The sequence below is a fragment of the Arthrobacter sp. MOO21 genome, assembly GCF_057369995.2.
Map to the genome: position 1 here is coordinate 2,142,947 of NZ_CM170671.2, position 25,168 is coordinate 2,168,114.

Annotated in this window: 27 protein-coding genes and 1 riboswitch; of the genes, 13 read left to right on the top strand and 14 right to left on the bottom strand. The window is 68.3% G+C overall.

Going from position 1 to position 25,168, the window contains the following annotated elements:
* Positions 1-9: 9 nt before the first annotated feature.
* On the bottom strand, positions 10-561 hold the full coding sequence (locus AC2JAJ_RS09865) for a COG4315 family predicted lipoprotein (RefSeq protein WP_486416013.1): 552 nt from the start codon (positions 559-561) through the stop codon (positions 10-12).
* A gap of 177 nt (positions 562-738) precedes the next feature.
* Here AC2JAJ_RS09865 and AC2JAJ_RS09870 point away from each other — a divergent pair, with 177 nt between their 5' ends.
* Together AC2JAJ_RS09870 and AC2JAJ_RS09875 are read left to right on the top strand one after the other, a co-directional pair.
* Positions 739-1,239 carry a sigma-70 family RNA polymerase sigma factor gene (locus AC2JAJ_RS09870; protein WP_221383684.1) on the top strand — a complete coding sequence of 167 codons (501 nt, stop codon included), beginning with the start codon at positions 739-741 and terminating at the stop codon, positions 1,237-1,239.
* The gene (locus tag AC2JAJ_RS09875; protein WP_486416012.1) at positions 1,236-1,895 is read left to right on the top strand and encodes an anti-sigma factor family protein; all 660 of its coding nucleotides are present in this window, start codon (positions 1,236-1,238) and stop codon (positions 1,893-1,895) included. Before AC2JAJ_RS09870 ends, AC2JAJ_RS09875 begins: the two co-directional genes overlap by 4 nt.
* A 13-nt stretch (positions 1,896-1,908) precedes the next feature.
* Here AC2JAJ_RS09875 and AC2JAJ_RS09880 read toward each other — a convergent pair whose 3' ends face one another.
* Together AC2JAJ_RS09880 and AC2JAJ_RS09885 are read right to left on the bottom strand one after the other, a co-directional pair.
* On the bottom strand, positions 1,909-2,388 hold the full coding sequence (locus tag AC2JAJ_RS09880; protein ID WP_486416011.1) for an SRPBCC family protein: 480 nt from the start codon (positions 2,386-2,388) through the stop codon (positions 1,909-1,911).
* A gap of 28 nt (positions 2,389-2,416) precedes the next feature.
* Positions 2,417-3,253 (bottom strand): DUF1206 domain-containing protein, encoded by an 837-nt coding sequence (locus tag AC2JAJ_RS09885; protein WP_486416010.1) that lies wholly within the window; start codon positions 3,251-3,253, stop codon positions 2,417-2,419.
* Positions 3,254-3,430: 177 nt separating this feature from the next.
* On the opposite strand from AC2JAJ_RS09885, the gene AC2JAJ_RS09890 reads away from it, so the two are divergent.
* Both AC2JAJ_RS09890 and AC2JAJ_RS09895 read left to right on the top strand, forming a co-directional pair.
* Complete coding sequence (locus AC2JAJ_RS09890) at positions 3,431-5,011, top strand: fimbrial protein (protein ID WP_486416009.1); 1,581 nt, start codon at positions 3,431-3,433, stop codon at positions 5,009-5,011.
* Positions 5,012-5,015: 4 nt separating this feature from the next.
* A complete protein-coding gene (locus tag AC2JAJ_RS09895) occupies positions 5,016-5,462 on the top strand; it encodes a hypothetical protein (protein WP_486416008.1) in 447 nt (148 codons plus the stop codon).
* Between the two features lie 100 nt (positions 5,463-5,562).
* Here the strand turns inward: AC2JAJ_RS09895 and trmB are convergent, their stop codons facing one another.
* Positions 5,563-6,486, bottom strand: a complete 924-nt coding sequence (trmB, locus tag AC2JAJ_RS09900; RefSeq protein WP_473695572.1) for a tRNA (guanosine(46)-N7)-methyltransferase TrmB — start codon at positions 6,484-6,486, stop codon at positions 5,563-5,565.
* Positions 6,487-6,529: 43 nt separating this feature from the next.
* A complete protein-coding gene (locus AC2JAJ_RS09905; protein ID WP_486416007.1) occupies positions 6,530-6,937 on the bottom strand; it encodes a hypothetical protein in 408 nt (135 codons plus the stop codon).
* Between the two features lie 138 nt (positions 6,938-7,075).
* Here AC2JAJ_RS09905 and AC2JAJ_RS09910 point away from each other — a divergent pair, with 138 nt between their 5' ends.
* Complete coding sequence (locus AC2JAJ_RS09910) at positions 7,076-8,425, top strand: MFS transporter (RefSeq protein ID WP_501053462.1); 1,350 nt, start codon at positions 7,076-7,078, stop codon at positions 8,423-8,425.
* Between the two features lie 8 nt (positions 8,426-8,433).
* Positions 8,434-9,810 carry an MFS transporter gene (locus tag AC2JAJ_RS09915; protein ID WP_486416006.1) on the top strand — a complete coding sequence of 459 codons (1,377 nt, stop codon included), beginning with the start codon at positions 8,434-8,436 and terminating at the stop codon, positions 9,808-9,810.
* On the opposite strand, the gene AC2JAJ_RS09920 is transcribed toward AC2JAJ_RS09915, so the two are convergent.
* Positions 9,807-10,532, bottom strand: coding sequence for an SAM-dependent methyltransferase (locus AC2JAJ_RS09920; RefSeq protein WP_221383676.1), 726 nt, complete (start codon positions 10,530-10,532; stop codon positions 9,807-9,809). The genes AC2JAJ_RS09915 and AC2JAJ_RS09920 overlap by 4 nt on opposite strands.
* A gap of 326 nt (positions 10,533-10,858) precedes the next feature.
* Between AC2JAJ_RS09920 and AC2JAJ_RS09925 the strand changes: the two genes are divergently transcribed.
* Entirely contained in the window at positions 10,859-12,739 is a 1,881-nt protein-coding gene (locus AC2JAJ_RS09925) for a DEAD/DEAH box helicase (protein ID WP_486416005.1), read from the top strand.
* A gap of 58 nt (positions 12,740-12,797) precedes the next feature.
* Here AC2JAJ_RS09925 and AC2JAJ_RS09930 read toward each other — a convergent pair whose 3' ends face one another.
* The 7 genes from AC2JAJ_RS09930 to AC2JAJ_RS09960 all read right to left on the bottom strand — a co-directional run bounded on the left by AC2JAJ_RS09930 (position 12,798) and on the right by AC2JAJ_RS09960 (position 17,548).
* Entirely contained in the window at positions 12,798-13,448 is a 651-nt protein-coding gene (locus AC2JAJ_RS09930) for an MBL fold metallo-hydrolase (protein WP_473695582.1), read from the bottom strand.
* 5 nt (positions 13,449-13,453) lie between these two features.
* Complete coding sequence (locus AC2JAJ_RS09935) at positions 13,454-13,771, bottom strand: putative quinol monooxygenase (RefSeq protein ID WP_473695584.1); 318 nt, start codon at positions 13,769-13,771, stop codon at positions 13,454-13,456.
* Between the two features lie 47 nt (positions 13,772-13,818).
* Complete coding sequence (locus tag AC2JAJ_RS09940; protein ID WP_486416004.1) at positions 13,819-14,832, bottom strand: aldo/keto reductase; 1,014 nt, start codon at positions 14,830-14,832, stop codon at positions 13,819-13,821.
* A 39-nt stretch (positions 14,833-14,871) separates the two neighbouring features.
* A complete protein-coding gene (locus AC2JAJ_RS09945; protein WP_473695588.1) occupies positions 14,872-15,498 on the bottom strand; it encodes a nucleoside/nucleotide kinase family protein in 627 nt (208 codons plus the stop codon).
* Between the two features lie 9 nt (positions 15,499-15,507).
* On the bottom strand, positions 15,508-15,891 hold the full coding sequence (locus AC2JAJ_RS09950; RefSeq protein WP_486416708.1) for a DMT family transporter: 384 nt from the start codon (positions 15,889-15,891) through the stop codon (positions 15,508-15,510).
* Complete coding sequence (locus AC2JAJ_RS09955; protein WP_473695590.1) at positions 15,891-16,214, bottom strand: DMT family transporter; 324 nt, start codon at positions 16,212-16,214, stop codon at positions 15,891-15,893. The genes AC2JAJ_RS09950 and AC2JAJ_RS09955 overlap by 1 nt, the downstream gene beginning before the upstream one ends.
* A 10-nt stretch (positions 16,215-16,224) precedes the next feature.
* A riboswitch (guanidine-III (ykkC-III) riboswitch) is annotated at positions 16,225-16,289 on the bottom strand.
* A gap of 77 nt (positions 16,290-16,366) precedes the next feature.
* Positions 16,367-17,548, bottom strand: a complete 1,182-nt coding sequence (locus AC2JAJ_RS09960; RefSeq protein ID WP_486416003.1) for an ROK family transcriptional regulator — start codon at positions 17,546-17,548, stop codon at positions 16,367-16,369.
* Positions 17,549-17,778: 230 nt separating this feature from the next.
* Here AC2JAJ_RS09960 and AC2JAJ_RS09965 point away from each other — a divergent pair, with 230 nt between their 5' ends.
* Genes AC2JAJ_RS09965 through AC2JAJ_RS09990 form a run of 6 tightly spaced genes read left to right on the top strand, consistent with a single transcriptional unit; the run spans position 17,779 to position 24,585 of the window.
* A complete protein-coding gene (locus AC2JAJ_RS09965) occupies positions 17,779-19,011 on the top strand; it encodes an ABC transporter substrate-binding protein (RefSeq protein ID WP_486416002.1) in 1,233 nt (410 codons plus the stop codon).
* Entirely contained in the window at positions 19,008-19,925 is a 918-nt protein-coding gene (locus AC2JAJ_RS09970) for a carbohydrate ABC transporter permease (RefSeq protein ID WP_486416001.1), read from the top strand. Before AC2JAJ_RS09965 ends, AC2JAJ_RS09970 begins: the two co-directional genes overlap by 4 nt.
* Complete coding sequence (locus AC2JAJ_RS09975; protein WP_486416000.1) at positions 19,922-20,806, top strand: carbohydrate ABC transporter permease; 885 nt, start codon at positions 19,922-19,924, stop codon at positions 20,804-20,806. Before AC2JAJ_RS09970 ends, AC2JAJ_RS09975 begins: the two co-directional genes overlap by 4 nt.
* 23 nt (positions 20,807-20,829) lie before the next feature.
* On the top strand, positions 20,830-21,918 hold the full coding sequence (locus tag AC2JAJ_RS09980; RefSeq protein ID WP_473695600.1) for an ABC transporter ATP-binding protein: 1,089 nt from the start codon (positions 20,830-20,832) through the stop codon (positions 21,916-21,918).
* Positions 21,915-23,267 (top strand): glucosylglycerate hydrolase, encoded by a 1,353-nt coding sequence (gene ggh / locus AC2JAJ_RS09985; protein ID WP_486415999.1) that lies wholly within the window; start codon positions 21,915-21,917, stop codon positions 23,265-23,267. Before AC2JAJ_RS09980 ends, ggh begins: the two co-directional genes overlap by 4 nt.
* 43 nt (positions 23,268-23,310) lie before the next feature.
* Positions 23,311-24,585 (top strand): Gfo/Idh/MocA family protein, encoded by a 1,275-nt coding sequence (locus AC2JAJ_RS09990; protein WP_486415998.1) that lies wholly within the window; start codon positions 23,311-23,313, stop codon positions 24,583-24,585.
* Here AC2JAJ_RS09990 and AC2JAJ_RS09995 read toward each other — a convergent pair.
* The gene (locus tag AC2JAJ_RS09995) at positions 24,569-25,138 is read right to left on the bottom strand and encodes a HutD/Ves family protein (RefSeq protein WP_486415997.1); all 570 of its coding nucleotides are present in this window, start codon (positions 25,136-25,138) and stop codon (positions 24,569-24,571) included. The genes AC2JAJ_RS09990 and AC2JAJ_RS09995 overlap by 17 nt on opposite strands.
* Between the last annotated feature and the right edge of the window lie 30 nt (positions 25,139-25,168).

Sequence of the window (25,168 nt, forward strand, 5' to 3'; positions counted from 1 at the left end):
AAGGCAGCGTCAGTAGGTCTGGCCGCCTGCCGGCTTGATCATGTCACCGGAAGGATTCGCGAGGTACCAGACGTTGTTGACGCCCTGGCCCAGGACGTCGCCCGCCTTGGTGTCCTTGGCGAAGTAGTACAGCGGCATGCCGTTGAGGGTCACCTGCTTCTTGCCGTCAGGAGTCGTGATGGTGCCCAAGGTTCCGGTCACCCCCGACGCGCTGGGTGTTGCGGACGTGGTGGTCACAGGAGGCCACTGCACCAGGCACGCGCCCGTGCAGGCACTCGTCCCGGAATCCTTCGTATCCTTCGTGAAGAAGTAGACGCTCATACCCTTCGCATCCACCACGATGGTGCCCGCCGACGAGGACGCCGTCATCAGCTCAGCCGCTGCGCTGGCTTGCGCGGATCCGGACCCGGACGCCGCTGCTGTCGGGGAGGCAGTGCCCCTGGCCGCCGCGGTACTGGCGGCCGGGCTGCTGGCCGTGGTGGTTCCGCTGTTGCTGCCGCAGGCGGCCAGGGCCGTCGCCAGGGCCAGGACGGCAAATCCTGCCCCGATGGTTTTCTTCATGGTGTACTCCTGGGCTGGGGGCCCGGCGTCGGATCGCCGGACGCTAACCATACGACGCTCCCGGGTGAAGAATGGTTCAGTGCGGCCCCGGTCAATGGAAGCCTGCCACGGTGAACCATTTCGGGCTGCCCGGCGTCTACCAGCACAGGACGCAGGCACGGGAACGGGAGGAGTGGCATGCCACTCGACGAGAACGTGGTGGAGGCCATCTACCGCGAGCACGGCGATGCCCTGCGCCGCTTTGTGCTGGGCGCCACCCGCGACCCCCAGATAGCCGAGGACGTGGTGCAGGAAACCGTCCTGCGGGTCTGGCAGCATGCCCCGGACATCACTGGCAGCTTCCGCAGCTATCTGTACCGAACGGCCAGGAACATCATGATCGACAATTACCGGCGGAGCCAGCGCCGCCCGCACGAGGCGCTGGAAAGCGGCCTCACCGACCCCGCCGATGTGGTGGAGCGCGCCGACGAGCTGCTCAACCGGGTCCTGATGGAGGAGGCACTGCTGCGTTTGAGCAGGGAGCACCGCGAGGTCCTGGTGGCCCTGCACTACCGCCGCTTTACCGTTAACGAGGCCGCGGTCCAGCTCAACATTCCCGCCGGAACGGTCAAGTCCCGGGCGTTCTACGCCCTGCGGGCACTGCGCACCGTCCTGGACGAGATGGGGGTGGAACGGTGAACACGGCAGACCCGCACTACCTGATGGGTGCCTACGTGCTGGGCGGCCTGGACGCGGCAGACGCCGCACTGTTCGAATCCCACCTGCAGGCTTGTGCTGCCTGCCGGAAGGAACTGGCGGTGCTGGAGAAAGTTCCCATGCTGCTGGACGCCCTTCCCGTGCCGGACGCCGTGGCCCTCACTCCCGCTTCCGGCGGCAGCGGGGCAGTCCCGGCCAGCGTCCCCGTGCAGCTTTTCGATGAACTGGCACGCCGGCGCCGGAAAGTACGACGGCGGTGGGCGGCGCTTGCCGGGGCCGTCGCCGCTGCGTGCCTGGCAGTGGGCCTTGCCGTGGGCCCGTTGCTCGTCCGTCCGCCGCAGCCGGATGCCACCTACTCCGTGGCTGCCGGCAGCGGGCTGCAGGTCAATATCGACATGGCCAGGAAGACCTGGGGCACCGAACTGGCGGTCAGCGGGAGCAGCCTGCCGTCCCAGGGCACGTTGTCGCTGTGGGTCCGGGACCGGGCCGGCGGCGAGGACCGTGCCTGCGCCTGGACAGCCACCCCCAGCGGAAAGGTCAAGATCACCGGGGCAACGCCCATCCAGCTCGCCAGCATCTCGAGCGTCGAACTGCGGGACGGCACCCAGCGCGCGGTGGCCGTGATCGCCGTTCCCTAGCTGCCCGGTGGTCCTAGGGGTTGAGCGCCCGGAACTCCGCCAGCAGGGCGTCGTCCTCGCATGCGCGGGCGAACGCCTCGATCCGCCGTTCGATCTCATGCCCCAGCAGCCGGGCACCGACCCACTCCATCACAGGCCGCAGCAAAGCCGGCTGGCACGAAAAGGTGTACTTCCAGACTGCCCGCGTGCCGCCGTCGTCCGCCGTGAAACGCCAGCCGCCGCCGAAGTTGGCGAAGAACCACGGCCCGGCCACCATGGTCATGCCCACGTTCCGAGGCGGGGCATAGGAAACATACTCGCTGACCATGACCAGGCCCAGCCGCGACCTGGTCCGGGTGCGGACGCCCTTGCCCGCCGCTTCCGCCCCGTCCAGGAAGCCCTGCGCGGAGATGAAGGGGTCCCACTTGAGCCGGAAACCGCCTGTGGTCTGGGAAAGGGCGAAGGCTGTCTCCGGATCGATCCGGATGAGGCGTTCGGCACGTACCTGGGGCATGTTCCCACCCTAGCCACCGCGCGGGCGGTTACTTGGTCATTCTGGCCAACCGGGCGCGCATGATCATGTAGGCGCCATAGCAGACCAGCCCGGCCCCCACTGCTGCGAGGAGATATGGACCCAGCGGCTGGTCGCGGAGGGCCCGAAGGCCCCCGTCCAGTCCCGTGGAATCCTCCGGATGCTCTTTGATCGTGGCGATGACGATCAGCAGGCCGGTCAGCAGCAGGACCATCCCTTTCGCCAGGTAACCGGCCACGCCAAGACTCGTCACCGCCACCCGGGCCGCACCGCGCTCCGGCATCCGCAGCTGTTTCTCGAATGACTTCCTTGGCCCCCGCATGCCGTAGGCCACGCCCGTAACGGCGACGGCAAGGCCGACCAGGACCAGCAGCGCCACCCCGCCGGGCGCTTCCATCATGGAGACGGTGAAGTCGCTGGCGGCCTTGCGGTTGTCTCCGCCCGTCCCGGTGCCTGTGGCGAAGTGCCACAGGGTCAGGGCAAGGACGCCGTACACGATCGCCTGCAGGCTGGCCTTTGCTTTGTTCTTGATCTTTGTCTTGGTCGCTTGGTGGTTGAAGTCGAAGATCGCATCACCGGCCTGCCAGAGCGACAGCGCGGCGCAGGCGCCGAAGCTGCCCCACAGCAGGAACGGACCAACGGGCATGGTGGCCAGTTCGGCCACCGCGCCGCTGAAATCCGCGCTGCCCGTGCCACCCGCTGCCAGCCGGATGGCTATGGCACCCACGAGCAGGTGCAGGATGCCGCTGACCGCAAAACCGGTCCTGGCAAGAACCTCGAGGGTACGGGAATTCGTGAGGTCCTCGGCCGTGTCAACGACCTGCTTCAATTCCTTTTTGATCGTCATTTCCTTTTGGACATGCGCGGCTGCGCTGGAGTGCGTGCCCTTGTTATACAGGTAATCGTGCCACGGGCGCCTGCGCCGGGACAGCATGGGGAGGGTTCCCCATCGCCGCCACATGGTGCCTATGCCACCATAAAGACCAGTGATCGAAACGCACCGCACACTTCTCCGGGGGACACCATGACTTTTTACGGCGCTGACACCAGCCAGTTGCGGGCGCTGGCCAAGGCGGCCGAGCAGGCAGCGGCCCTGCTGAGCAGCCGTGCAGGTTCCCTGCAAAGCCAGATCCAGTCGGCACCGTGGAAGGGACGCGACGGTGACCTCTTCCGGCAGGAATGGACCGGGAGCCACAGGCCCAGCCTGGACAAGGTGGTCGCCAGCCTGCGGCAGAACTCGAAGATCCTCCTGAAGCACGCCGACGAGCAGGAAAAGGCCTCCACCGCCAATTCCGGAAGTTCCCCAAGCAGCACCTGGGACCGGCTCACCTCGCTGGCGTCCCAGGCCAGGGAGTGGCTGCAGGAGAAGGCCGAGGCCGCGCAGGAGGCGGCCGAGCACCGGAAGGAACTGGAAACCGGCCTGGACCGGATGCTGCATGCCAGCCCCGAGGAGCAGGCCAAATGGTGGGACAGCCTGTCGGCTGCGGACCGGAAGTACCTGATTGAGGGCGAGGGCAGCGACGGCCCCTTCGCCGAAGACCTCATGCGGATGGACGGCGGCATCCCCGCCGCCGCGCAGAGGCTCGCCAAAGAGCACCTCCAGGAGTTGGCCCGGGCAGACATCCCGGTCTATTCCGAGACCGGCAAAGCGTCCATTGAAGCCCGGGTGGCCTGGGTCCACGGCGGGGCCGAAGTGGGAACCGAGGTGGTGGAAAACGCTGACGGATCCGCAACCATGAAGGTCTACGGAAACATGGGCCTGGGCGTCAACGACACCACCGGCACGGCGGGGGCCACCCTCACCGGAGAAGTCTCGCGCGAGTACCAGTTCGCCAGCGTGGAGGAAGCCATGGCTGCCCGGGAGCAGATGTACCGGGACCTCCCGCCGGACAGCATCGGCGAGATCAAGGACGTGGCCGGCAACCCGCCCGGCTACATCCTGGACACCATCAATGATGCCGCGAACGACAACGGTTCCACCGGGCAGACCGACAAGGCCAAGGGAACCTTCTCGCTGGAAGCCTCCGGCGAGGCCGGGACGGCGTCCGGAGGGGCGAAGCTTGACCTGGCCTACGAACGGAACCTGACGGACGGCACGTCCACCGCCAGCGGCGAGGTCTCCGCCCAGGGCAAGCTCAACCTGGATGGCCGGGTCTTCGAGGCTTCCGGCAAGGGCGGGCTGCAGGTCAACCTGGACAAGGGCAACAACATCGACTCCGTCTCCGTGTCCATGGATGGGACGGTGGCCCAGGGCGTCACGTCCGGCGTGAAGACCGAGGCCGCCAAGTTCGATTCCACGGTTACGGCCGGGACCCAGGGCACGGTCAGGATCGACATCGACTACTCGCCCGGGAACCAGCCGGTCATCGACAGCTACCTGCGCAATGTTGCGCTGGGGAACGAGGCCGGCGCCGCCCGCGATGCGGCCAAGCTGTACGAGGCAGGGTCCGCCACCGTCCAGGTCAATTCCGTGGTGACCGCCACCAATGAGGCCGGGTTCGACGTGAAGGTCGGCGAGGTGGACGTCAAGACCGAGAACCAGGCCACCACCAACGTGTCCACGTACTATAAAGTCCCCAACGACACCAAGCTCGAGAGGCTCTGAACCAATGTCAGTGCACATCGAATCCCCGCTGGGCTTCACCGCCGATTTCCCCGAGCACACGCAGGTCCTGGAAGACTCCACGGCCGGGCCCAACAGTGAACAGTTCGGGCTGCTGGGCGGTGTCCTGGTCACCGTCATCAAGGACGACACCTCGGTGCAGGATGCGCCGCAGGCCAACGGCTGGGCGCACCTGATGTCCGGCTTCTACCTCGAGGAGCGCGCCGGCACCCTCCTGGCCGAGGGCGAGCTGGACCTGCCCGGCAAAGCCGCGTACGCCGTCGTGGTGGGATATGACGACGGCGACGGGGCGGCGAAGGTGGCGGCCACCGTTGGTGTGTGGGAAAGCGGGCGCTTCATCGGCGTGGTGGTCATCTGGCCATACCTGGACGCCGAAGCCGAGCCGCGGCTGGGCATGCTCAAAGGGATCGTCGCGGGCATCAGCGTCGGCTGAACAGCCTCCTGGGCCGCCCCCTGAACCGCCGGCCCCCTGAACCGCCCGCCCCCTGGACCGCCGGCCCAGCAGGACCGGCCGATGTGGCAGGGCAGCGACGTCAGCGGCGGCGGTAGCAGAGGTCGAAGATCAGGCGCCCGGCCTCGTGGGCCTTGGCCTCAAAGCTGGTCCGGATCCTGCCTTCGAACCGGGGAGCCCAGCCGCCGGTCTCGTCCACCCCTTCGTTGGGTCCTGTATGCCCGGTGCTGACCGGTGCACGGCCCTCGCGTACCGGCGCGCCGCCCACGACCGATTCGACGCCGGACTGCCACACGTGGGTCAGCGGGCTTTCCGGGCCGCGGCGCTCGCCGGTGTGCAGGTTCTCAAACTCCGCGGAGCCGGTCATGACATCGCGGACGTGGATGGCGTAATTGGACCAGTCCGTGGCGATCCGGAACAGTCCGCCCGGCTTCAGCACGCGTGCGGCCAGCTGGACGAATTCAGGCTGGATGAGGCGGCGCTTGTGGTGCCGGGACTTGTGCCAGGGGTCCGGGAAGAACACCCAGAGTTCGGTGACCGAGCCCTCCGGCAGCATGGTGGCCAGGACTTCGGGGGCGTTGGCCTCGACAACCCGCACGTTGTCCAGGCCGCGGTTGTTGATCTTGATGATGGTGTTGGCCAGTCCGGGGGTGTACACCTCGACGGCCAGGAAGTTGGTGCCGGGGTTCTGCTCGGCGGCGTGGCAGATCGCGTCGCCCAGGCCGGAACCGATCTCCACGATGAGCGGTGCCTCGCGGCCAAACTCGGCCGCGGCGTCGAATGTGTAGTCGGGGTGGACGGAGGTGTTGGCCACGTGCCGCGGAACGTCGACCGCCCAGCGCTCGGCGTGTTCGGCCCAGGCTGCCTGCCGGCGTCCCTGCAGCCGGGTGCCGCGGCGCACGAAGCTGACCGGCCGCCCGCCGTAGGTGCCGAAGGAAGCCTGGGTCCCGGGCGTGACGGGCCTCGGGACATGCGGCTGCTGGGGGTTTTCCGGGGATTCGCTCATCCTTTCCAGAATAGCGCCGGAAGGATGCTCGATGAGCAGCCGGTCAGAAAAGGCCCATGAGGCTGAGCGCAGGGCCCAGGGCGAGGACAAATACCAGGCCGCAAATGCACAGGGAAACTGCCGCGGCGGACCAGTTGCCGGAGTTCCGCGGTGATCCTTTCAAGGCAGGCAAGGCCAGCCGGAGGGCGAGCGTGCCAAAGAGGAGGGGGAAGCTGAACAGCACGAGGGGAGCCACCCATGGTGTCCGGGAGTACCCATTGTCCCCATGGGTCAGCAGCATCGCCAGTCCCGCGAACGGCCCGGTGAGGAACATGCTTAACGGGGCAAGGATCGCCAGGACCAGGCTGGTTGGTCCCTTGTTCGCGGGGGCACCCTCCTGCTGCTGCCCGGGCGCGTCCCGAAAGTCCCCCGGGGGTGCGGGGCGGGGTTCCTGCGGCGGGGTGGTTTCCATGGCGCTCCTTCGATCGGTGCGGCGGTACAGGCCCGCCGCGGCTGCTGGTTCCAACGTAGGAAGGCTGGCCGGGCACCAGAAGGTACGTCCTGCCGTATGTGGAAAACCCCGCCTGCGCTCGCCTGCGAGAATGGGCGGATGATGGACGCAACGAATGCCGGGCCAGGGAACCAACGGCGGGGGGCTGTCTTCGAAGACGGCCAGGGCCGGGCCCGGACGGGCAGCAGCCTGGTGGATCCCGGCACACTGGTGGATGCCGAAATTGATGAGCTTCCCCCCGCTGGACCCACCCGCGTCGGCAGCCGGCGGGCCCTCGCTTACCTGGGCGTGTGCCTGATCCTGATCGGGCTGAACCTGCGCAGCGTCTTTTCCAGTTTCTCCGCTGTCCTGCCGGAGGTGGCCTCCCAGGCCGGGCTGCCGGGCTGGTCCGTGGTGGTGCTGACTACCGTGCCAGTGACGCTCCTGGGCGTGTTCGCCCCGCTGGCCCCGGTCCTGGCCCGCCGGTTCGGCGCAGAGCGGGTGCTGCTGGGCGCCATGGCATTGCTGACATCTGGACTGCTGCTGCGTCCGGTGGACTTCGGGGCAGCGATGGGCGGAGGTGCCGGGCACCTGCCTGCGCTCCTCGCGGGCACGGCAGCCTGCGGTGCCGCCATCGCCCTGTGCAACGTCCTCCTCCCGGGCCTGGTGAAGCGCGACTTCCCCCACCGGCTCGGCCTGATGGGCGGCCTGTACACGACCGCCATCTGTGCGTCCGCCGCGCTGGGTGCCGGCTTCACCTATCCGGTCTACACGGCGACGGGGGAGTGGACGGCAGCGCTGTGGATCTGGGCGGTTCCTGCCGGCGTCGTGCTTGTCCTTTTCCTGCCCGTGGCTGTACGCCAGGGAAGCATCCGGCACCAGGCGGTCAGGGACGGCGTGAATGTGTGGCGGTCGTCCGTGGCCTGGCAGGTGACCATCTTCATGGTGCTGCAGGCCATGATGTCGTTCAGCGGTTTCGCGTGGCTGGCGCCGATCCTGCGCGAACGCGGCGTGGACGGTGCGACGGCCGGGCTCATCGTGGCCGTCTGCATCGTGCTGCAGATGCTGGGCTCACTGTTCGCGCCGGCGCTGGCGGCCAGGTTCCGGGACCAGCGGGCCATCAACACCGTGGTGGCCCTGATGACCGGCAGCGGTTTCGTGCTGAGCATCCTGGGACCCCTGGACCTGGTGTGGGTGTGGGCCGGGCTGCTGGGACTGGGCCAGGGAAGCCTCACTGCCGCCGCCCTGACACTGATCATGCTGCGCACCCGTGACGGCCACACGGCCGCGCACCTCTCGGGCATGATGCAGGGCGTGGGCTACGGAGTGGGCTCCGCGGGGACCTTGATGGTGGGGCAACTGCACCAGGCCACCGGATCGTTCGTGCCGGCCGGAATCCTGTTCACGGTGGTGGGCCTGCTGGCCGCCGTGTTCGGCTACCGCTCCGGCCGCGCCCGGTACGTGGACTAGGAGCCGGAGTGCGGGACTCCACCCTTCCAGCCACCCATCCCGCCGCAGGGATCTTCCGGGCGCCGTACCTCTGGGTGACCGTTGGTACCTGCGCCCTGGTGTTCCTGGCCGCCTTTGAATCCCTCGCCGTTACCACCATCATGCCGCTGGTCAGCCGGGAGTTGAACGGCGGGAGCCTCTACGCGCTTGCCTTCGCGGGGCCGCTGGCCACCGGCGTGATCGGAATGGTGGGGGCCGGCAACTGGTCCGACCGTCGAGGGCCGGCCAAACCGCTGTACGTCTCGGTGGGCCTCTTCGCGCTGGGCCTGCTGATCGACGGCACCGCCGTGTCCATGCCGGTGCTCGTCGCCGGCCGTCTGGTGCAGGGGCTTGGCGGCGGCGCCCTCACCGTGGCGCTGTACGTTCTGGTGGCGCGCTTCTACCCGGGGCCGCTGCACCCCAAGATCTTCGCCGCCTTCTCGGCCGCCTGGGTGGTCCCGTCGCTGGTGGGGCCATTCGCCGCCGGGCTGGTGGCGCAGGTCTTCAGCTGGCACTGGGTGTTCCTGGGCGTCGTGGGGCTGGTGGTCCCCGCCCTGGCCATGATTGTGCCGCTGCTGCGCGGGATGGAGCGGGCCAGCGCACCCGCCGTCCCGTGGGCCCTGGACCGGCTCGGCTGGGCCGTCCTGGCAGCGCTCGCCGTCCTGGGCCTGAACCTCTCGGCCGAGGTGCGCGTTCCGGCGGTCCCGGCCGCCACCGCCGTCCTGGCCGTCGCCGCCGTCGTCCTGGCCCTGCTGGCGGTCCGCCCGCTCGTGCCCGCAGGGACCCTCGCGGCCCGGCGCGGCCTGCCGAGCGTGATCCTGGCCCGCGGGCTTGCATCGGCGTCCTTCTTCGGTGCCGAGGTCTACCTGCCCTACCTGCTGATCGACCAGTACGCCTTACCGCCGTCCCTGGCAGGCCTGACCCTCACGGGCGGGGCGCTGGCCTGGGCCGGCGCCGCCGCGGTGCAGGGGCGGCTGGGCACCAGGCTGCCGCACCAGTCTGCAGTGCGGACCGGATCCGTGATGGTCCTGGCCGCCGTCCTGCTGGCCCTGGCCACCACGGCGCTGCACTGGCCGGCCGCACTGGCGATCGCCGGCTGGGCCCTCGCCGGCGGCGGGATGGGCCTGCTCTACCCGCGCCTGAGCGTGATGACGCTGGCCCTCTCCAGCAAGGAGGACGAAGGCTTCAACAGTTCCGCGATGTCCATCTCCGACTCCCTGGGCGGGGCGCTTTCACTGGCCGCCACCGGCATCGTCTTTGCGGCATTTACGACGTCGGTCCAGTCCTTCGCGGGCGTCTTCGGGCTTACCGCGGTGATAGGCGCCGCCGCGGTGCTGGTTGCGCCGCGGGTCACCACCCGCAGTTAGGGAAGACGCGTGGCCCGCAGCACGACGTCGGCGATGGTGGCCTCCTGCCCTTCGGGACCCGTCACGGGCCGTTCACGGGTGGTGAGGACTTCCAGCTGCCATTCGGGGCCGCCCAGCCCCAGCTCCCGCACCAGGTCATCGCCGGTATAGAACATGTCCCCGTGCATGTGCCCGGCGCCCCACGGCGGCAACCGGTCCGGATGGTGGCCCACCACCAGCAGGGTGCCGCCGGGCTTGACCGCCGCCGCCGCGGTCCGCAGCGGAATCCGCCAGTCGAGCTCCTGCGAGTGCAGGAACTGGGAGGTCACCAGCTCGTAGGTTCCCTCCGGCCGCCACTGCTCCAGGTCGGCCTGCTGCCAGGAGATCCGGCTTTCGATATTGTCCTCCGACGCCAGCACGCTCTCGCGCGCCAGCTCGGCCAGCTCATGGGACCGGGCCCGGTCCAGCGCCACCGCGGAAACGTCGACGGCGGTGACCGTCCAGCCCTGCTGCGCCAGCCAGATCGCGTCCGCACCTTCGCCGCAGCCAAGTTCCAGCGCCTTGCCCGGCCTCAGGCCGCCCGCCTCCCGCACCAGCTGCGGGTTTGGTTTGCCGCTCCACAGCCGGGGCTTGGTGCGGTACCGCTCGTCCCAGGCGGAAGCGGCGCTGATGCCGCCATTTCCTCCGTCAGGTGAGGGGCCGTCGTCGTGCATGGCATGCTGGTGCGCCGCTTCTTCGCTCATGCGTCCAGCCTGCCCCGCGGCACTGCCGAAGGCAACGGCCGGGAGCTGAAGGAGGGGGCAGCGGCGCCGGGATGCTAGACTGGAGGAACTTGATGTGCAGTGATGCCGCCTGCTCCTGATCTGGAGATCCTTTCCAGGGAGTGGGCTTTCTTCATGTGAGAGGCACATCCTGCGTCGATGAACGCGTTCCATTTGGTCCCAGCCGGCTGTCCTTATTTGCAGCGGCACGGTTGACCACCTGACTTTTCTTCGGCGAAACCCCTGGTCCAACCGGCATCGGGGGCCGATATCCGCCCGGATACCGCCAGAAAGACCGTAAAAACTACATGACTACTTTTGCTGCCCTCGGTACTCCCAAGGCCCTTGCAGACACCCTTTCCGCGCAGGGAATCGTTGAACCGTTTCCCATCCAGGTGAAGACCCTTCCGGACACGCTCTCCGGTCGTGACGTCCTGGGCCGCGGCCGGACCGGATCCGGCAAAACCATTGCTTTCGCTATCCCGCTTGTAGCAAGACTCGCTGAGCGGGAAGCCAAGTACTTCCGCAAGCCCGGCCGCCCCATGGGCCTGGTCCTGGCACCCACCCGTGAACTGGCCACGCAGATCAACGCCACCATTGAGCCGCTCGCAAAGGCCGCCGGGCTGAACACCACCGTGATCTACGGCGGCATCTCCCAGGCGCGGCAGGAAAAGGCGCTGCGTGCCGGCATCGACATTGTCATTGCCTGCCCCGGCCGGCTGGAGGACCTCATCCGCCAGCGCATCCTCACCCTGGAGGCCGTGGAGATCACGGTCCTTGACGAGGCGGACCACATGGCGGACCTCGGCTTCCTGCCGGTGGTCAAGAAGCTCATGGACATGACCCCCAGCCAGGGCCAGCGCCTGCTCTTCTCCGCCACCCTGGACAACGGCGTGGACAAGATCGTCCAGCGCTACCTGTCCAACCCGCTGACGCACTCCGTGGATGACCCGCAGGCAGCGGTGACCACCATGGAACACCACGTGCTCGTGGTGAACGACCAGACCGTCAAGAAGCAGCTGATCGTGGAGCTCGCCTCCGGTGCCGGCCGCCGCGTCCTCTTCATGCGGACCAAGCACCACGCCCGCAAGCTGGCCAAGACCCTCACCGACGCCGGCATCCCCGCCGTTGACCTGCACGGCAACCTGTCGCAGAACGCCCGCGACCGCAACCTCGCCGAGTTCTCCAACGGCGACGTCCGCGTCCTGGTGGCCACCGACGTCGCCGCCCGCGGTGTGCACGTTGACGACGTCGAGCTGGTCATCCACGTGGATCCGCCCACCGAGCACAAGGCCTACCTGCACCGTTCCGGCCGCACCGCGCGTGCCGGCTCCGACGGCACCGTGGTCACGCTGACCCTGCCGGAGCAGCAGGCCGACGTGAAGAAGCTCATGAAGGCCGCCGGCGTTGACGTCAGCTTCGAACGCGTCACGGCCAGCTCGCCCATCGTGGCCGAACTCGTCGGTGACATTGCCGAAAAGGTCGACCCCCGCACCCGCGCCGCGCTGCTGGCCGCCAAGGGCCCCAAGCAGGGCGGCGGCACCTCCACCGGTGCCAACGCCGAGCGCAAGCGTGCACGCCGCCAGGCTGCACCGTCAGCCGGAGGTCGTGGTGGACGTGGCGGACGCGGCAAGGTATCGGCTGAACCCGCCCGCACCGATGTCCCCCGCGCCGAGCGCCGGGCTGTCGCCTTCGAGGGCCGCACGGAAGCCCGGGCAGCATTCGACCGCAATGCGGAGCAGAACGAGGACCGTGCTGTGGCAGCAGCTGCTGCCCGCCGCAACGCCCGCGGCCGGGGAACCGCCGCCGGCACCCACCGGAACGACGTCCCCGCGGCAGGTGGCCGCTCATCGGCCGGCCGCGGATCGGACGGACGTGCAGCAGAGGGTCGCGGCGACTCCCGCATCACCCGCAGCGCCGCCCCCCGCGGCGGAACCGGCCGCCCGGCGTCGAGCGGCCGCCCCGCCTCAGGCGGTGGCCAGCGCAGCGGCCGCCCGGCCACCGGGCAGCGTGCAGCTGCAGGTGCCACCGGCGGTTCAAAGGCTGTCTGGTCCTCCAACACCGCCGGAACCTCGGGTGGCTCCTACGGCTCGGGCAGCGGCGGTTCCGGCAACGGCTCCGGCCGTCCCGCGCGCAGCGGCCCCCGCCGCGCGTCCGCGCCGGCGTCGAACGAGCGCCGCGGCCGCTAGCCACTGAAAAGGCGGGCTCAACCATACGGTTGAGCCCGCCTTTTTGTGCTTTCAGCTGCTACCAGCCGCGGGCGCGCCACTCCTCAAGGTGCGGCCGCTCGGCACCGAGGGTGGTGGGCTTGCCGTGCCCGGGATGCACGACGGCGGTGTCCGGGTACGTGCCGAACAGCCGCCCGGTCACGTCGGACAGGAGCTGGGCGAAACGCTCCGGGTCCTTCTGGGTGTTGCCCACCCCGCCCGGGAACAGCGAATCCCCGGAGAAAATGTGCGCAGGCCCGTCCGCGTCCTGGTATACGAACGCGATCGAGCCCGGTGTGTGGCCGCGCAGGTGGACCGCAGTGAGCTCAAAGCCGTCCACGGCTACCTTCTCCCCGTGCCCAAGCCGCACGTCCACCGGGACCGGCAGCGCATCGGCGTCGTCCGCTCCGGCAGCGGTCTGCGCCCCGGTTGCCGCCACCAGTTCCTTCAGGGCCCGCACGTGGTCCCAGTGCTGGTGAGTGGTGGCGACGACGGCGAGGTGCGCCGGCGCGCCGGTGTCGCCGGCGCCGTCCGCGAGCAGCTGCCGGATGGCTGGCAGGTCGTCAGCGGCATCAATCAGCACCTGCGCGCCGCTCTCCTTGGCGGTCAGCAGGTACACGTTGTTGTCCATTTCGCTGACGGAGATGCTGCGGATGGTGATGGCCGGCAGGTCGTACAGAAGTGTGTCCATGGGCTTCAGTCCCGGGCTGCCTGCAGGTCGAGTGGCATGGTTTCCGAGTAGACCTGCTTGGACGGCGGTTCGGCCAGGACGTCGCGCAGCCTGTTCTGCCCCTCCGGGGTCTTCCGCCAGGCAGCGTATTCGTCGTGGTCCTGCGCGGTGGCCCAGGTTTCCACCACCAGGATGTGGCAGGGATCGGCGTCGTCAACGAGCGCTTCGATGCCCTGGTTGCCAGGCCAGGCACGGGTGGCGGCAAGGGTTTCGGACAGGTACTCGGCGGCGTCGTCGCGGCGGGCGGGGTCGATCTGGACTTCGAAGTGGACGATGGCAGGCATGGGGCTCTCCTTGGCGTTGTTGAGGGGTGGGGTCCTGGACAGACGGCTTATTCCCGTCCCTGCGACACCCAGTTGGGGTCGGCGGAGCGGGAGCCGACGACGGCGTCCGAGGCTGCGTCGAGCGCCTCCAGGTGCGCCGGGGTCATGTGCAAAGCCAGGGCACCCAGGTTTTCGTCGATCCGGGACGCTTTGCGCGTGCCGGGGATGGGGACGACCGGCAGGCCGAGCCGCCTGCCCTGGGCCAGCAGCCACGCCAGGGCCACCTGCGCGGGCGTCGCCTGCAGCTGGTCCGACACGGATTTGATGGCGTCCACCACCGCCTGGTTGGCGCTGGCGGCATCGGGGGCGAAGCGGGGGATATTCCGCCGGAAGTCCTTCTCACCCAGGCTCGCGGTGTCAACGGTGCCGGTGAGGAAGCCGCGGCCCAGGGGGGAGTACGGGACAAATCCCACGCCGAGGCTCATCGCCGCGGGAACTACGTTGCGTTCCACGTCCCGGCTCCAGATGGACCATTCGCTCTGAACCGCGGCGATCGGGTGGACCGCTGCCGCGTCCTCAAGCTCCCGGGCGGTCACTTCGGACAGGCCCAGGTGCTTGACCTTGCCCTGCTGCACCAGCTCCGCCATGGCCCCCACGGTCTCCTCGATGGGGACCCTGACGTCGCGGCGGTGCATGTAGTACAGATCGATCACGTCGGTGCCCAGCCGCTGCAGGCTCCGGTCCACCGCCTCCCGGACGTAGGCGGCGTCGCCGCGGATGTCCGTGTAGCCGTCCGTTGGCGTGCCCACCAGCGCGAACTTGGTGGCCAGCTCGACCTCGCCGCGGCGCTGCTTGAGGAGCTGGGAAATCAGTTCCTCGTTGCTGCCCCCGCCGTAGATGTCCGCGGTGTCGATGAAGCTGACGCCGGCGTCGACGGCGTGATGCAGTGTCCGGAGCGCCTCCGCGGGATCCACCTCGCCGTAGACAGGGGTGAGGGCCATGCCGCCGAAGCCCAGTGGGCTGACTGCCAGCCCGTCACCGAGTTGGACAGTGTTGCCGTGGTCAGTTGGTGCGTTTGCCATAGGTGCTCCTGTTCGTTTCCTGCTCCTGCAAAAGATGGTCTATCGCCAGGGGAGGACGCGGTCCGCGCCCGGGCGCGTGGCCTGGATCAGTACGGCGTTGGCTTCGTCGGGGCCGGTGGCCCAGGCGTGGGCTGCCACCCGGTCCATGCCGAAGGATACGTGGCGGTCCACCAGCCGCTTCAGGCGGAGTTCGGGCGGCGTTTCGAGGAACCAGACCTCGTCCAGCTGCGCCCGCACCTCTTTCCAGGGCTCCTGGTCCGCCAGCAGATAGTTGCCCTCCGTGATCACCAGCGGCACGTCAGCCGGGACAGCGATGGAGGCGGCCACCGGTTCGTCCAGGGTGCGCCGGAACTCCGGGGCGTACACCACCGCCTCGTCCCGTGCGGCCAGCCGCCGCAGCAGCGAAAGGTAGCCGCCGCCGTCGAACGTGTCGATGGCGCCTTTGCGTTGCCGCAGCAGGGTGCCCTCGATGACCGCATTGCCCAGGTGGAAGCCGTCCATCGGGACCACCACGGAAGTTCCCGGGGTGAACTGCTGCTGGATCCAGGCCGCGAAGGTGGACTTGCCGGACCCGGGGGCGCCGGCGATGCCCAGGATGGTGCGGGTCCCGGGCATGACCCTGCTCCGGAGCGCGGCCATCGCCTGGGTGATCTCGGGGGAGTCCATGGCAAAAGCCTAGTGTGCGCCGGTCCGGGCCGTATCCGTTGTCGCGTGGGGCTCCCGGCCGGCCTTTCCCGCCGGGAGCGCCTTCAGGCCTGCCGCGCAGCCCACGATTCCGGCGATGAACAGCAGCTTGACCACGCTGAAAGGCTCGGTTCCGGCGGCCATGGCCCATCCCACGGTCAGTGCGGCGCCGATGCCCACCCACACGGCGTACGCCGTGCCCAGGGGAATGCTGCGGATGGCCAGGCCCAGGCCCAGCATGCTCAGCGCTGCGGTGACGGCAAACACCACGGCGGGCAGGGGCCGGGTTAAGCCGTCTGACAGGCCAAGGGCCGTGGCCCAGACTGCCTCGAGGACGGCCGAGGCCAGGAGCACCAGCCAGGAAACTGCACGCATCACGCCACCACCTTCAGGCCAACCACGCACGCGGCGATGCCGGACAGCAACAGCAGCCGCGCCGCCGTCGGGCGTTCCACCCTGGCAGCCATCGCGTAGGCGGAGGTCAGGACCACGCCGACCCCCACCCACACCGCGTAGGCGGTCCCGGTGGGAATAGTCCGCATGGCGAAGGCGAGGCCGCCGGTGCTGGCGGCGACCGCCACGAGGAACAGGGCTGCGGGCGCGAGCCGGCGGCGGCCCGTAACCTGGGCGGTCCGGTGCAGCGCTGCAGCCCAGACGGCTTCCAGCGCCCCGGAAAGAAGGAGGATGATCCACGGCATGACGAGTTCCTTTGGCCAGTCTTGTCGCGTGCCGGGTACTGAACCGTCGTCCGGAGGCTCGGGTGCGAGCCTTGGATTCCAGCGTAGCAACGCACGACGGCGAGCGGCCACCGGTGGTGCCCAAGGTCACCAGGGACTCCAGCACGGGCGCATTAAGCGGTCCGCTGCGACAGCAACTGTTCAATCCGCTCGGGCGCGTACAGGCTCTCCTCCACGAGCCGGCAGAGCCCAACAGCAGTGGCTGTCCGGCTGTCCGCCGGGACGATCTCAAGGTCCACCAGGGACGGTTCGAAGGCGTCCTCCAGGATTTGCCGCCGGCACGCGGCAAGGAAGTCCGGCAGCACGCCCACGAGGCCGCCAACGGCCAGCCGTCCAGGGTTGAGGGTAGACACCGTGGCCGCGAGCGCACGGCCCAGCAGCCGTCCAGCTTCCGTGACGGCAGCACCCACGGCCGGATCGCTGCCGCAGGCGTCAACGAGCTGCCGCAGCGTCCGGTATTTCGCCAACTGCGGGGCTGCCAGCAGTGCCCGCCCTGATGCCACTGCTGCGAGGCAGCCGTCCCTGCCGCAGCGGCAGCGGTGGCCGGACGCTTCCGGAATGCGGACATGGCCGATATCCCCTGCGGCGCCGTGGGCGCCCCGGACCAGGGCACCCCGGACGATGATTCCGGAGCCGATGCCGGTGCTGACTTTCACGGCAACGAGGGATTCAAGGGGATCCCGGACCTCCCCGACGGCCATGGAGCGCGCATCATTTTCCAGCAGGACAGGGCAGTCGAGCATCGCTTCCATGGCTTCCTGAAGGCGCTGCAGGTCCCAGTGGGCCAGGACGGTGCGCCCAAGTCCCAGGCGGTGCAGGGGGTCCACGGGCGCGGGCAGGCCCACCCCGGCTCCTACCGCCTGCCGGCCGTCGAGCAGGCGAAGGGCCACCTCGATGGCCTGGCCGGCCACGGCCTCCTGCGATTCCCTGATGTCCACGGGCACCCGGGCGGCGGCAACGATCTCCCGGCCGAGCGACAGCAGATGGATGCCGGCATGGGTGTGCCCGATTTCGATGCACACCACCAGCTTGTTGCGGTCGTCGAATCGCAGGGCCCGGGGCGGCCTGCCCCGCTGTGAGCGCAGCGGGGTGGATTCGTAGACGAGGCCTGCGGCGAAAAGCGCGTCCAGCCGCTCATACAGCGTGGACCGCGCCATGCCGGTGATCTCCAGCAGGTCCGACCGGCTGTAGCCCGTTGCCTTTGACCGGAGCAGCTGGAGAAGATCGCCGGCCCTGGTGGCCAACCCCGCGGGAGGTTGGCCCGGACCACCTACAAGCGTTCTCGACTGGGTCATGCGAAAGCCGCTCCTTCTTCGCTGAGGGCGGGCGGGCCCGGTATTAAGGGCCCGTGATTGACGTGTTCCAGATCACACAATTATGATCGATCATCAGACAAAAACCCTAGCAGCCCTTCACCCAGGAGGCTCTAATGTCAGTTTCCGCGCAACATGACGTCAGCCGGCGAACCTTGTTGAAGGGGGGCCTCACGGTTTTGGCTGCCGGCCCTGTGCTTGCAGCCTGCGGGGTGAATACCAGTGGAAGCGGAGGCAAAGGCTCCGTCAGCTTCCTCTCCACGCAGTTCTCCCCCGTGGAGGAGCGCCAGAAGTACGAAGAGACGCTGAAGAAATTCACCGGTGACATCAACGTGGCCTACAACCCCGTTGATACGGGCGTGTTCAACACCACCCTCAAGTCCCAGCTCGCGGCCGGAAAAGTCGAGGTGGGGATTGCCGGCGGACTACACGGCGACCTCGCCCCGTTTGCCTCCCAGCTGGAGGACCTCAGTTCGCTCATGAGCGAGCTGTCCTCGGCGGGCTACTCCAAGGACGTGACGGAGCTGGCCAAGCTCGGCACCGACGTTCCCCGCTACATCCCCTGGATCCAGGCAACCTACGTGCTGGCCATCAACAAGAAGGCGCTGCAGTGGCTGCCATCCGGGGCCGATGTCAACAAATTGACCTATGACCAGTACCTGGCGTGGGCCAAGGCGGCCAAAGAGGCCAGCGGGCGGCCAGTGTTCGGCATGCCTGCCGGGCCCAAGGGCCTGCACCACCGCTTCTACCAGGGCTTCCTGCTTCCCAGCTTCACAGGGGGACAGATCACCACGTTCCGCAACCAGGACGCCGTCAACGCGTGGACCTACATGCGCGAGCTCTGGGCCAATATGAATCCCGCCTCCGCCAACTACGACTTCATGCAGGAGCCCCTGGCCAACGGCGAGGTGCTGGTGGCATGGGACCACGTGGCGCGCCTCATCAACGCGGTCAAGGACAAGCCGGACGACTGGCAGATGGTTCCGGCGCCCTCCGGGCCAAAGGGCAGGGGCTACCTCCTGATCGTTGGCGGCATGGCGGTGCCGAAGGGGTCACCCGAGAAGGACAAGGCGTTCGAGGTCATCAAGGCGCTGTCCAAGCCTGAGGCGCAGATCGCGACACTGAAGTCCAACGCTTTCTTCCCCGTGGTGAAAACGGATATAGGTGGCGACCTCCCGGGCGGGGTGGCCCTTGAAGCGAAAGCCGTCAAGGCCCAGCAAGAGGCCTCCGATGCCCTGCTCGCCCTTCCCCCGGTGGGCCTGGGCGACAAGGACCCGCAGGTCTCCCAGCTGTTCAAGAACTGCTTCCAGGAGATCTGCCTGAACAATTCGGACGTCAGGGCCACTCTGGACCAGCAGGGTGCGGAACTGGCAAAGATCATGGACGCCCTCAACGTGCCATGCTGGGCACCCGATCCCAAGATGAATCCCTGCAAGGTGGCATGATGGCAACCCCGGATGCACCTACCACAGCCAGGCCGAACGTTCCCGCGCCCGGCCAGAAAGTCCGTGCACCCAGGAGGAAGACGAACTCCGCGGCGCTGCTGCTGATCGCCCCGTCGATCGTTTTTATGACGCTGCTCTTCGGCTGGCCGATGGTCAGCGGTATCCTGCAGGCGTTCGGCGGGCCTGAGGGATTGACCACTGCCAACTTCACCCGGATGGCGCAGGACCCCTACTTCTGGTCCTCCGTGGGAAACACGCTGCTGCTGATAGTGGTGATGATCCCCATCCAGTTCGTCCTGGCACTTGCCATGGCGCTGCTGATCCGGGCCAAACCGCGGGGTTCCGCGGCCTACTTCTACATCTGGGCCATCCCCCTGGCAGTCAGCGACCTTGCCGCCGGCCTGGTCTGGCTGACGGTGTTCACCGACCGGGGCTACCTCAACTCCCTCCTGGCTTCGTTCGGGTTGGACCCGGTTTCCTGGCTCGCCTACGACAACTACCCGTCAATGTTCGGCGCGGTGCTGATCGCGGAGGTCTGGCGTGCCACCTCGCTGGTGTTCGTGATCGTGGTGGCGGGGCTCCAGTCCATCCCGAAGGATTATGAGGAGGCAGCGGGCGTTTTCGGCGCCAACTTCTGGAGCCGGCTCTGGCATGTGACCCTGCCTCTGCTGCGTCCCAGCCTTCAGACCGCCCTGATCCTGCGCACCATCCTTGCTTTCCAGACCTTCGCCGTTGCGCTGGCCCTCACCGGCCAGAACTTCCCGCTGGTGGTTGGCGAGACCTACCGCTGGTACACGGGACTGCAGGATCCCAACGTGGCGTCGGCGCTGGCCCTGGTGGTCATGGCCGTGTCCATGGTGACCGCGGTGGGCTACCTGAAACTCCTGAGGGACCAGACGGAGGCCGCGCGATGAGCCACGCGACGACGTCCAAAGCCGCTGTCGGAACCGGCGGGCCGGAGCCGGGGGTGGACCGCCGGCCGCTGGCACGCCGGCGCCGCAACCGCGTGCTGCTGCAGGTGGCCTGCATCCTGATCACCCTGTTCATGGCGCTGCCCATCTACCTGATCGCGCTGGCCGCCATGTCCAGCCGGCAGTCCCTGCAGAATTTCCCGCTCAGCTTCATCCCGGACAACTTTTCAACCGAGACCATGCAGACCTTCCTGCAGTCCACGGGCATCCTGGGCGGTCTGCTCAATTCGGTCCAGGTGGGCGTGTTCACCCTCGTGCTGTCGCTGCTCATAGGTGTTCCTGCAGGCTACGCGGTGGCCCGGTTCGCGTTCCGCGGCAGGGATCCCTACCAGCTCTTCCTGCTGTTCACCCGCGCCCTGCCGATCGTTGTCCTGTCCGTGCCGCTGGCCCAGCTCTTCCTGCAGACGGGGCTGTATGACAGCGTGCTCGCCGTCGTTCTGCTCCACACAGCTCTGGCGCTGCCCACCACCATCCTGATTACCGCCTCCGTATTCCTCGGTGTTCCCCGCGACGTGGAGGAAGCGGCACGGATCTTCGGCTGCAGCCCTGTGCAGGCCTTCCTCAGAGTGGTCCTGCCCATGGCCATACCGGGCATCGCCGCCGCCTCGATCTTCACGTTCGTTATGTCCTGGAATGAAGTCCTGGGCGCGTCGATCCTGACACTGAACCAGCGCACCCTGCCGGCCCAGGTCCTCAGTTCGCTCGCCGAATCGCCGCTGGCCTACCGTTTCGCCGGCGGCTTCCTGCTGGTGATCCCGGCTCTGATCTTCATTTTCTTCATGCGCCGCTACCTCACCAACATGTGGGGCTCCACCATCCGCTGAAAGCGTCCCAGAGAGGCCGTCCAATGGCTGACATTTCCATCAAGGGCCTGCACAAGACCTACCCGGGCAGCACGGAGCTGGCCACGAACAATGTCTCCCTCGACGTGGCCGAGGGCGAGTTCATGGTGCTGCTGGGGCCCTCCGGCTGCGGAAAGACCACCCTGCTCCGCATGGTGGCGGGCCTGGACTTTCCGGACCAGGGCAGCATCGCCATCGGGGGCAGGGACGTGACCTACCTGCCTCCGCAGGACCGGAACCTTTCCATGGTGTTCCAGTCGTATGCCGTGTTTCCGCACCGCATGGTCCGGACCAACATCGCCTTCGGGCTGATGATGAAGAAGCTCCCGCGGGAGGAGATCGAACGGAAAGTGGCCTGGGCAGCGGACCTCCTGCAGCTGAGCCCCTACCTGGACCGGTACCCGGCGCAGCTTTCGGGCGGGCAGCGGCAGCGTGTCGCCGTGGCCAGGGCCATCGTCATGGACGCCGACGTGCTGCTCATGGACGAACCCCTGTCCAACCTCGATGCCCTCCTGCGCCTGGACTTCAGGGCCGAGCTGAAGAAGATCGTCCAGCAGCTGGGGTCCACCACGCTGTACGTCACCCACGACCAGGTGGAGGCCATGAGCCTTTCGGACCGGGTCGCCGTGATGAAGAAGGGGCAGATCGCCCAGCTGGGCAGCCCCCTTACGGTCTACGAAGAGCCGGCGGACCGGTTCGTGGGTGGGTTCATCGGCTCACCTCCGATGAACTTCCTGGACGGCCGGATCACGCAGCAGGGCGCCCTTGAAGTCGCCGGCCAGAACACTGAAGCCCCGGAATTCCTGGCGCGGGCGGCGGCCCGCACCGGCGGGAGCCCGGTGATGGTGGGCATCCGGGCGGAGAACATAGCCATTGCCGAACGCGGCACCGAAGGTTCCCTGGACGCTGTGGTGGAGGTGGTGGAACCACTTGGGCACGCAACGCTGCTGACCGTGGACCTGGGCGGGCAGACAGTCAAGGTGCAGGTCCCGTCGACGGTGCGGGTTTCCTCGGGGGACAAGGTCGGGCTGCGGTTCGACCCCGCCGCCCTTCGCTTCTTCGACACGGAGACGCAGCTGGGGCTGACGGCATGACCCCGGCCCGCGAAGAGGCCTACCCGGTTCCGGACCTTGAGGACCTTGGCCGCAGGGCCAGGGACGTCCTCGCCGCCAATGACCTCGGCACGATGGTTACCGCCGCGCCCAACCTCTACCCCCACATGTGGAGCTGGGACGCCGCCTTCGTGGCCACCGGCCTGTCGACTGTGAGCGTGGCCCGGGCGCTGCAGGAACTCGATTACCTCCTCGCCGCGCAGTGGGAGAGCGGGATGATCCCGCATATCGTGTTCTCCGACGTCCCCGGCTACTTTCCAGACGTCGAACGCTGGGGAACCCGGGGCGCCTCACCCGAAGGGGTGCAGTCAAGCGGCATCTGCCAGCCACCCGTGCATGCCACCATGCTGCGGCGCATCGTGGAACGCGCGACGGCGGCGGGCGGCGAAGACGCCCGGCTTGCGGACGGCTTCGTGCGCCGCACCCTGCCCCACTGGATCCGGTGGCACGCCTGGCTGCGGAGCAGCCGCGGCGGCGACGGCTCGGGCCTGCTGACCATCTATCACGGATGGGAATCCGGGATGGACAACTCCCCGCGCTTCGACGGCCCCTATTCCCGGGTGCACCCAGGGGAGATGGAGCCGTTCGTGCGCACCGACACCCTCAAGGTCACTGACACCAGCCAGCGGCCCAGCGATGAGGAATACAGCCGGTACCTTTGGCTGGTCCAGCAAATGGCCGACGTGCGGTTCGACGACGCCCGGCTGCCCGAAGTCATGGCATTCCAGGTCAAGGACGTCTTCATGTCCGCCATCTTCGCTGCCGCCAACGAGGACCTCGCGGTGCTGGCGGAGCAAATCGGCCAGCCGGAAGAGGCATCCCGGTTGCGGCAGTGGGCCGCGGAGTTCCGCGAAGGAGTGGATTCCACCGTTGACCCCCGCACCGGGCTGGCGCGCGACCGGGACGTGCTGACGGGGGAATGGATCGGGCTGCCCACCATGGCAGGGTTTGCACCGCTCATCTCCACTGCCGGCGGCCCCCTGCTGGAGCGGCAGCTGGAACTCTTCGAGGGCCCGGACTGGACCGGGGACCCGCGCCTCGCCTTCCCGCTGCCGGCCTCCACGTCCACCACCTATGAAGGGCTGAAGCCCCGGCAGTACTGGCGCGGACCCGTGTGGCCCGTCATGAACTGGTACCTTGCCAGCTGCCTGCTGCGGCGCGGCGATGAGGAACGGTACCGGAGGCTGCGGGAGGCCTCCCTGGCGCAGCTGATGGAAGGCCACTACGCGGAATACTACGAGCCCTTCACCGGCGAGCCGCTCGGCAGCATGGACCAGTCCTGGACGGCGGCAGTCGCACTGGAATGGCTCGCGGATTCCGGGAACGGCTAGGCCGGTGGGTGGTGTGCCGCCGCCCGCTGCCTCCGGACGTCCCGTGCGGCTCCTTATCGCCGGAGCGGGAGCGCGGGGTTCTGCGTATGCACGTCTTGCCGCCGCCACCGGCCGGGCCGTGGTGGTGGGGCTGGCCGAGCCGCGGCGCCCGTTGCGCGAAGGCCTCGCAGCCGAACTCGGGGTTCCGGCGGACGGGACTTTCGAGGACTGGCAGGCGATGCTTGCTGCGGGCCTTCCCGCTGACGGCATCATCATCGCCACGCCGGACCGCGAGCACCTGGCGCCCTTCGCTGCCGCCGCAGCCCACGGTTACCCCATCCTCCTTGAGAAACCCGTCGCCGTCGATCCTGCCGGCTGCGGGGAGCTTGAACGCCTGGCCCGCACGTCCGGGGCCAGCGCCGTGGTCTGCCACGTCCTGCGGTACACGCGGCTGACTGAGCTGCTGCGGCAGCTCCTCTCCGGGGGTGCGGTGGGGCGGATCATCTCCGTCCAGCACCTGGAACCGGTGGGATTCTGGCACTTCGCGCATTCCTACGTCCGGGGGAACTGGCGCCGGGAGGACCAGTCCAGCCCCTTCCTGCTGGCAAAATGCACGCACGACGTCGACTGGCTCTCGTTCATCATCGGCAGCAGGCCGGCCCGGGTGTCCTCGTTCGGCCGGCTGACCCACTTCCGGCCCGGCGAGGCGCCGGAGGGCGCGTCCGGGCGCTGCACCGACTGTCCGGCGGAACCCGGCTGCCCCTACTCGGCCGTCAGGATCTACGGCCCCGGCCGCCCGGAAGGCAACACCGAGACCGATTCGGCACGGGCATATTTTGCCGACGTGGTGGACCCCGGCGGGAACCGGGACTCGCTGTGGCACGCACTGGCCACGGGTCCCTACGGCCGCTGTGTCTACTCCTCGGACAACGACGTGGTGGACCACCAGGTGGTGAACATCGAATACGAGGACGGGACGACGGCCGCCTTGACTGCCACCGCGTTCACCGCCGCCGGGCCGCGCCGGACCAGGATCTTCGGCAGCCACGGCGAGATCTCCATCGAAGCGGGGACCATCTCCGTTTACGACTTCCTGACCGGGACAACTGCCGTGCACGAGGTGCCGGCATCTGAGCCCAGCGTCAGGGGCGAGAAGCACGAAGGCGGGGACCGGGGACTCGTGGAGGCCTGGGTGGCCGCCCTGGGAACCGGGGACTGGTCCGGTATCGTCTCCGGGCTGGAGGAATCCCTCGTCAGCCACGCGGTTGTTTTCGCGGCCGAGGAAGCACGCCGGAGCGGTGCCGTGGTGCCGGTTCGGCCCTTCAGTCCTCCGGCATGACCGCGTCGATGGACACCACGGCCAGGAAGCCGCGGCCCAGGATTTCGGGGGAGCGCTGATCGGAACCGGCCACGGCGTCGTAGCGCTCCAGCTCCACGGGGTCCGCGTCCCCTTCGCTGGCCGTCGCCTGTCCCTGCAGCAGCACTGCCAGCTGCCCTTCGAAGACAGGGTGCGCGCGTTTCCTGGACAGCTCGATGATGGAGGTGAAGCCCTTGAAGGCACCCTTTCGCGTGATGACGTTAAGGTCCCTGACGTCCCCGGTGGGGAGCTTCGCCGAGGTGGCCGCGCCGCCGTCGAATCTGTAGGGACGGAACTTTTCCACCGGCTGTTCGGAACCGTCCACGGTGAGCAGCAGCAAATCGCCCTCGACGACGGTCAGTACCCGCTCCATCCCCGGGAACGGCGAAAAGTCGCCCGCCTTCGTCACATCCGCGATGCTCACCCGCCAGTCCCAGCCGCCGTCCGCCGAACCCTGCCGGGCAATCTCCCTGGTCACGCCCCCGCCGTTGCGCCACGGTTCTGCCTTGAGCTCTGCGAAACGGATGATCTCCATCTGGCCAGCCTAGTTCCCCGGCTGTGGTCC

Excerpts from the sequence above, each read along its gene's own strand:
- AC2JAJ_RS09865 (WP_486416013.1), bottom strand. The coding sequence starts at position 561 with ATGAAGAAAACCATCGGGGCAGGATTTGCCGTCCTGGCCCTGGCGACG.
- AC2JAJ_RS09870 (WP_221383684.1), top strand. The coding sequence starts at position 739 with ATGCCACTCGACGAGAACGTGGTGGAGGCCATCTACCGCGAGCACGGC.
- AC2JAJ_RS09880 (WP_486416011.1), bottom strand. The coding sequence starts at position 2,388 with ATGCCCCAGGTACGTGCCGAACGCCTCATCCGGATCGATCCGGAGACA.
- AC2JAJ_RS09885 (WP_486416010.1), bottom strand. The coding sequence starts at position 3,253 with ATGACGATCAAAAAGGAATTGAAGCAGGTCGTTGACACGGCCGAGGAC.
- AC2JAJ_RS09890 (WP_486416009.1), top strand. The coding sequence starts at position 3,431 with ATGACTTTTTACGGCGCTGACACCAGCCAGTTGCGGGCGCTGGCCAAG.
- AC2JAJ_RS09895 (WP_486416008.1), top strand. The coding sequence starts at position 5,016 with ATGTCAGTGCACATCGAATCCCCGCTGGGCTTCACCGCCGATTTCCCC.
- trmB (WP_473695572.1), bottom strand. The coding sequence starts at position 6,486 with ATGAGCGAATCCCCGGAAAACCCCCAGCAGCCGCATGTCCCGAGGCCC.
- AC2JAJ_RS09905 (WP_486416007.1), bottom strand. The coding sequence starts at position 6,937 with ATGGAAACCACCCCGCCGCAGGAACCCCGCCCCGCACCCCCGGGGGAC.
- AC2JAJ_RS09910 (WP_501053462.1), top strand. The coding sequence starts at position 7,076 with ATGATGGACGCAACGAATGCCGGGCCAGGGAACCAACGGCGGGGGGCT.
- AC2JAJ_RS09920 (WP_221383676.1), bottom strand. The coding sequence starts at position 10,532 with ATGAGCGAAGAAGCGGCGCACCAGCATGCCATGCACGACGACGGCCCC.
- AC2JAJ_RS09925 (WP_486416005.1), top strand. The coding sequence starts at position 10,859 with ATGACTACTTTTGCTGCCCTCGGTACTCCCAAGGCCCTTGCAGACACC.
- AC2JAJ_RS09930 (WP_473695582.1), bottom strand. The coding sequence starts at position 13,448 with ATGGACACACTTCTGTACGACCTGCCGGCCATCACCATCCGCAGCATC.
- AC2JAJ_RS09935 (WP_473695584.1), bottom strand. The coding sequence starts at position 13,771 with ATGCCTGCCATCGTCCACTTCGAAGTCCAGATCGACCCCGCCCGCCGC.
- AC2JAJ_RS09940 (WP_486416004.1), bottom strand. The coding sequence starts at position 14,832 with ATGGCAAACGCACCAACTGACCACGGCAACACTGTCCAACTCGGTGAC.
- AC2JAJ_RS09945 (WP_473695588.1), bottom strand. The coding sequence starts at position 15,498 with ATGGACTCCCCCGAGATCACCCAGGCGATGGCCGCGCTCCGGAGCAGG.
- AC2JAJ_RS09950 (WP_486416708.1), bottom strand. The coding sequence starts at position 15,891 with ATGCGTGCAGTTTCCTGGCTGGTGCTCCTGGCCTCGGCCGTCCTCGAG.
- AC2JAJ_RS09955 (WP_473695590.1), bottom strand. The coding sequence starts at position 16,214 with ATGCCGTGGATCATCCTCCTTCTTTCCGGGGCGCTGGAAGCCGTCTGG.
- AC2JAJ_RS09960 (WP_486416003.1), bottom strand. The coding sequence starts at position 17,548 with ATGACCCAGTCGAGAACGCTTGTAGGTGGTCCGGGCCAACCTCCCGCG.
- AC2JAJ_RS09970 (WP_486416001.1), top strand. The coding sequence starts at position 19,008 with ATGATGGCAACCCCGGATGCACCTACCACAGCCAGGCCGAACGTTCCC.
- AC2JAJ_RS09975 (WP_486416000.1), top strand. The coding sequence starts at position 19,922 with ATGAGCCACGCGACGACGTCCAAAGCCGCTGTCGGAACCGGCGGGCCG.
- AC2JAJ_RS09980 (WP_473695600.1), top strand. The coding sequence starts at position 20,830 with ATGGCTGACATTTCCATCAAGGGCCTGCACAAGACCTACCCGGGCAGC.
- ggh (WP_486415999.1), top strand. The coding sequence starts at position 21,915 with ATGACCCCGGCCCGCGAAGAGGCCTACCCGGTTCCGGACCTTGAGGAC.
- AC2JAJ_RS09995 (WP_486415997.1), bottom strand. The coding sequence starts at position 25,138 with ATGGAGATCATCCGTTTCGCAGAGCTCAAGGCAGAACCGTGGCGCAAC.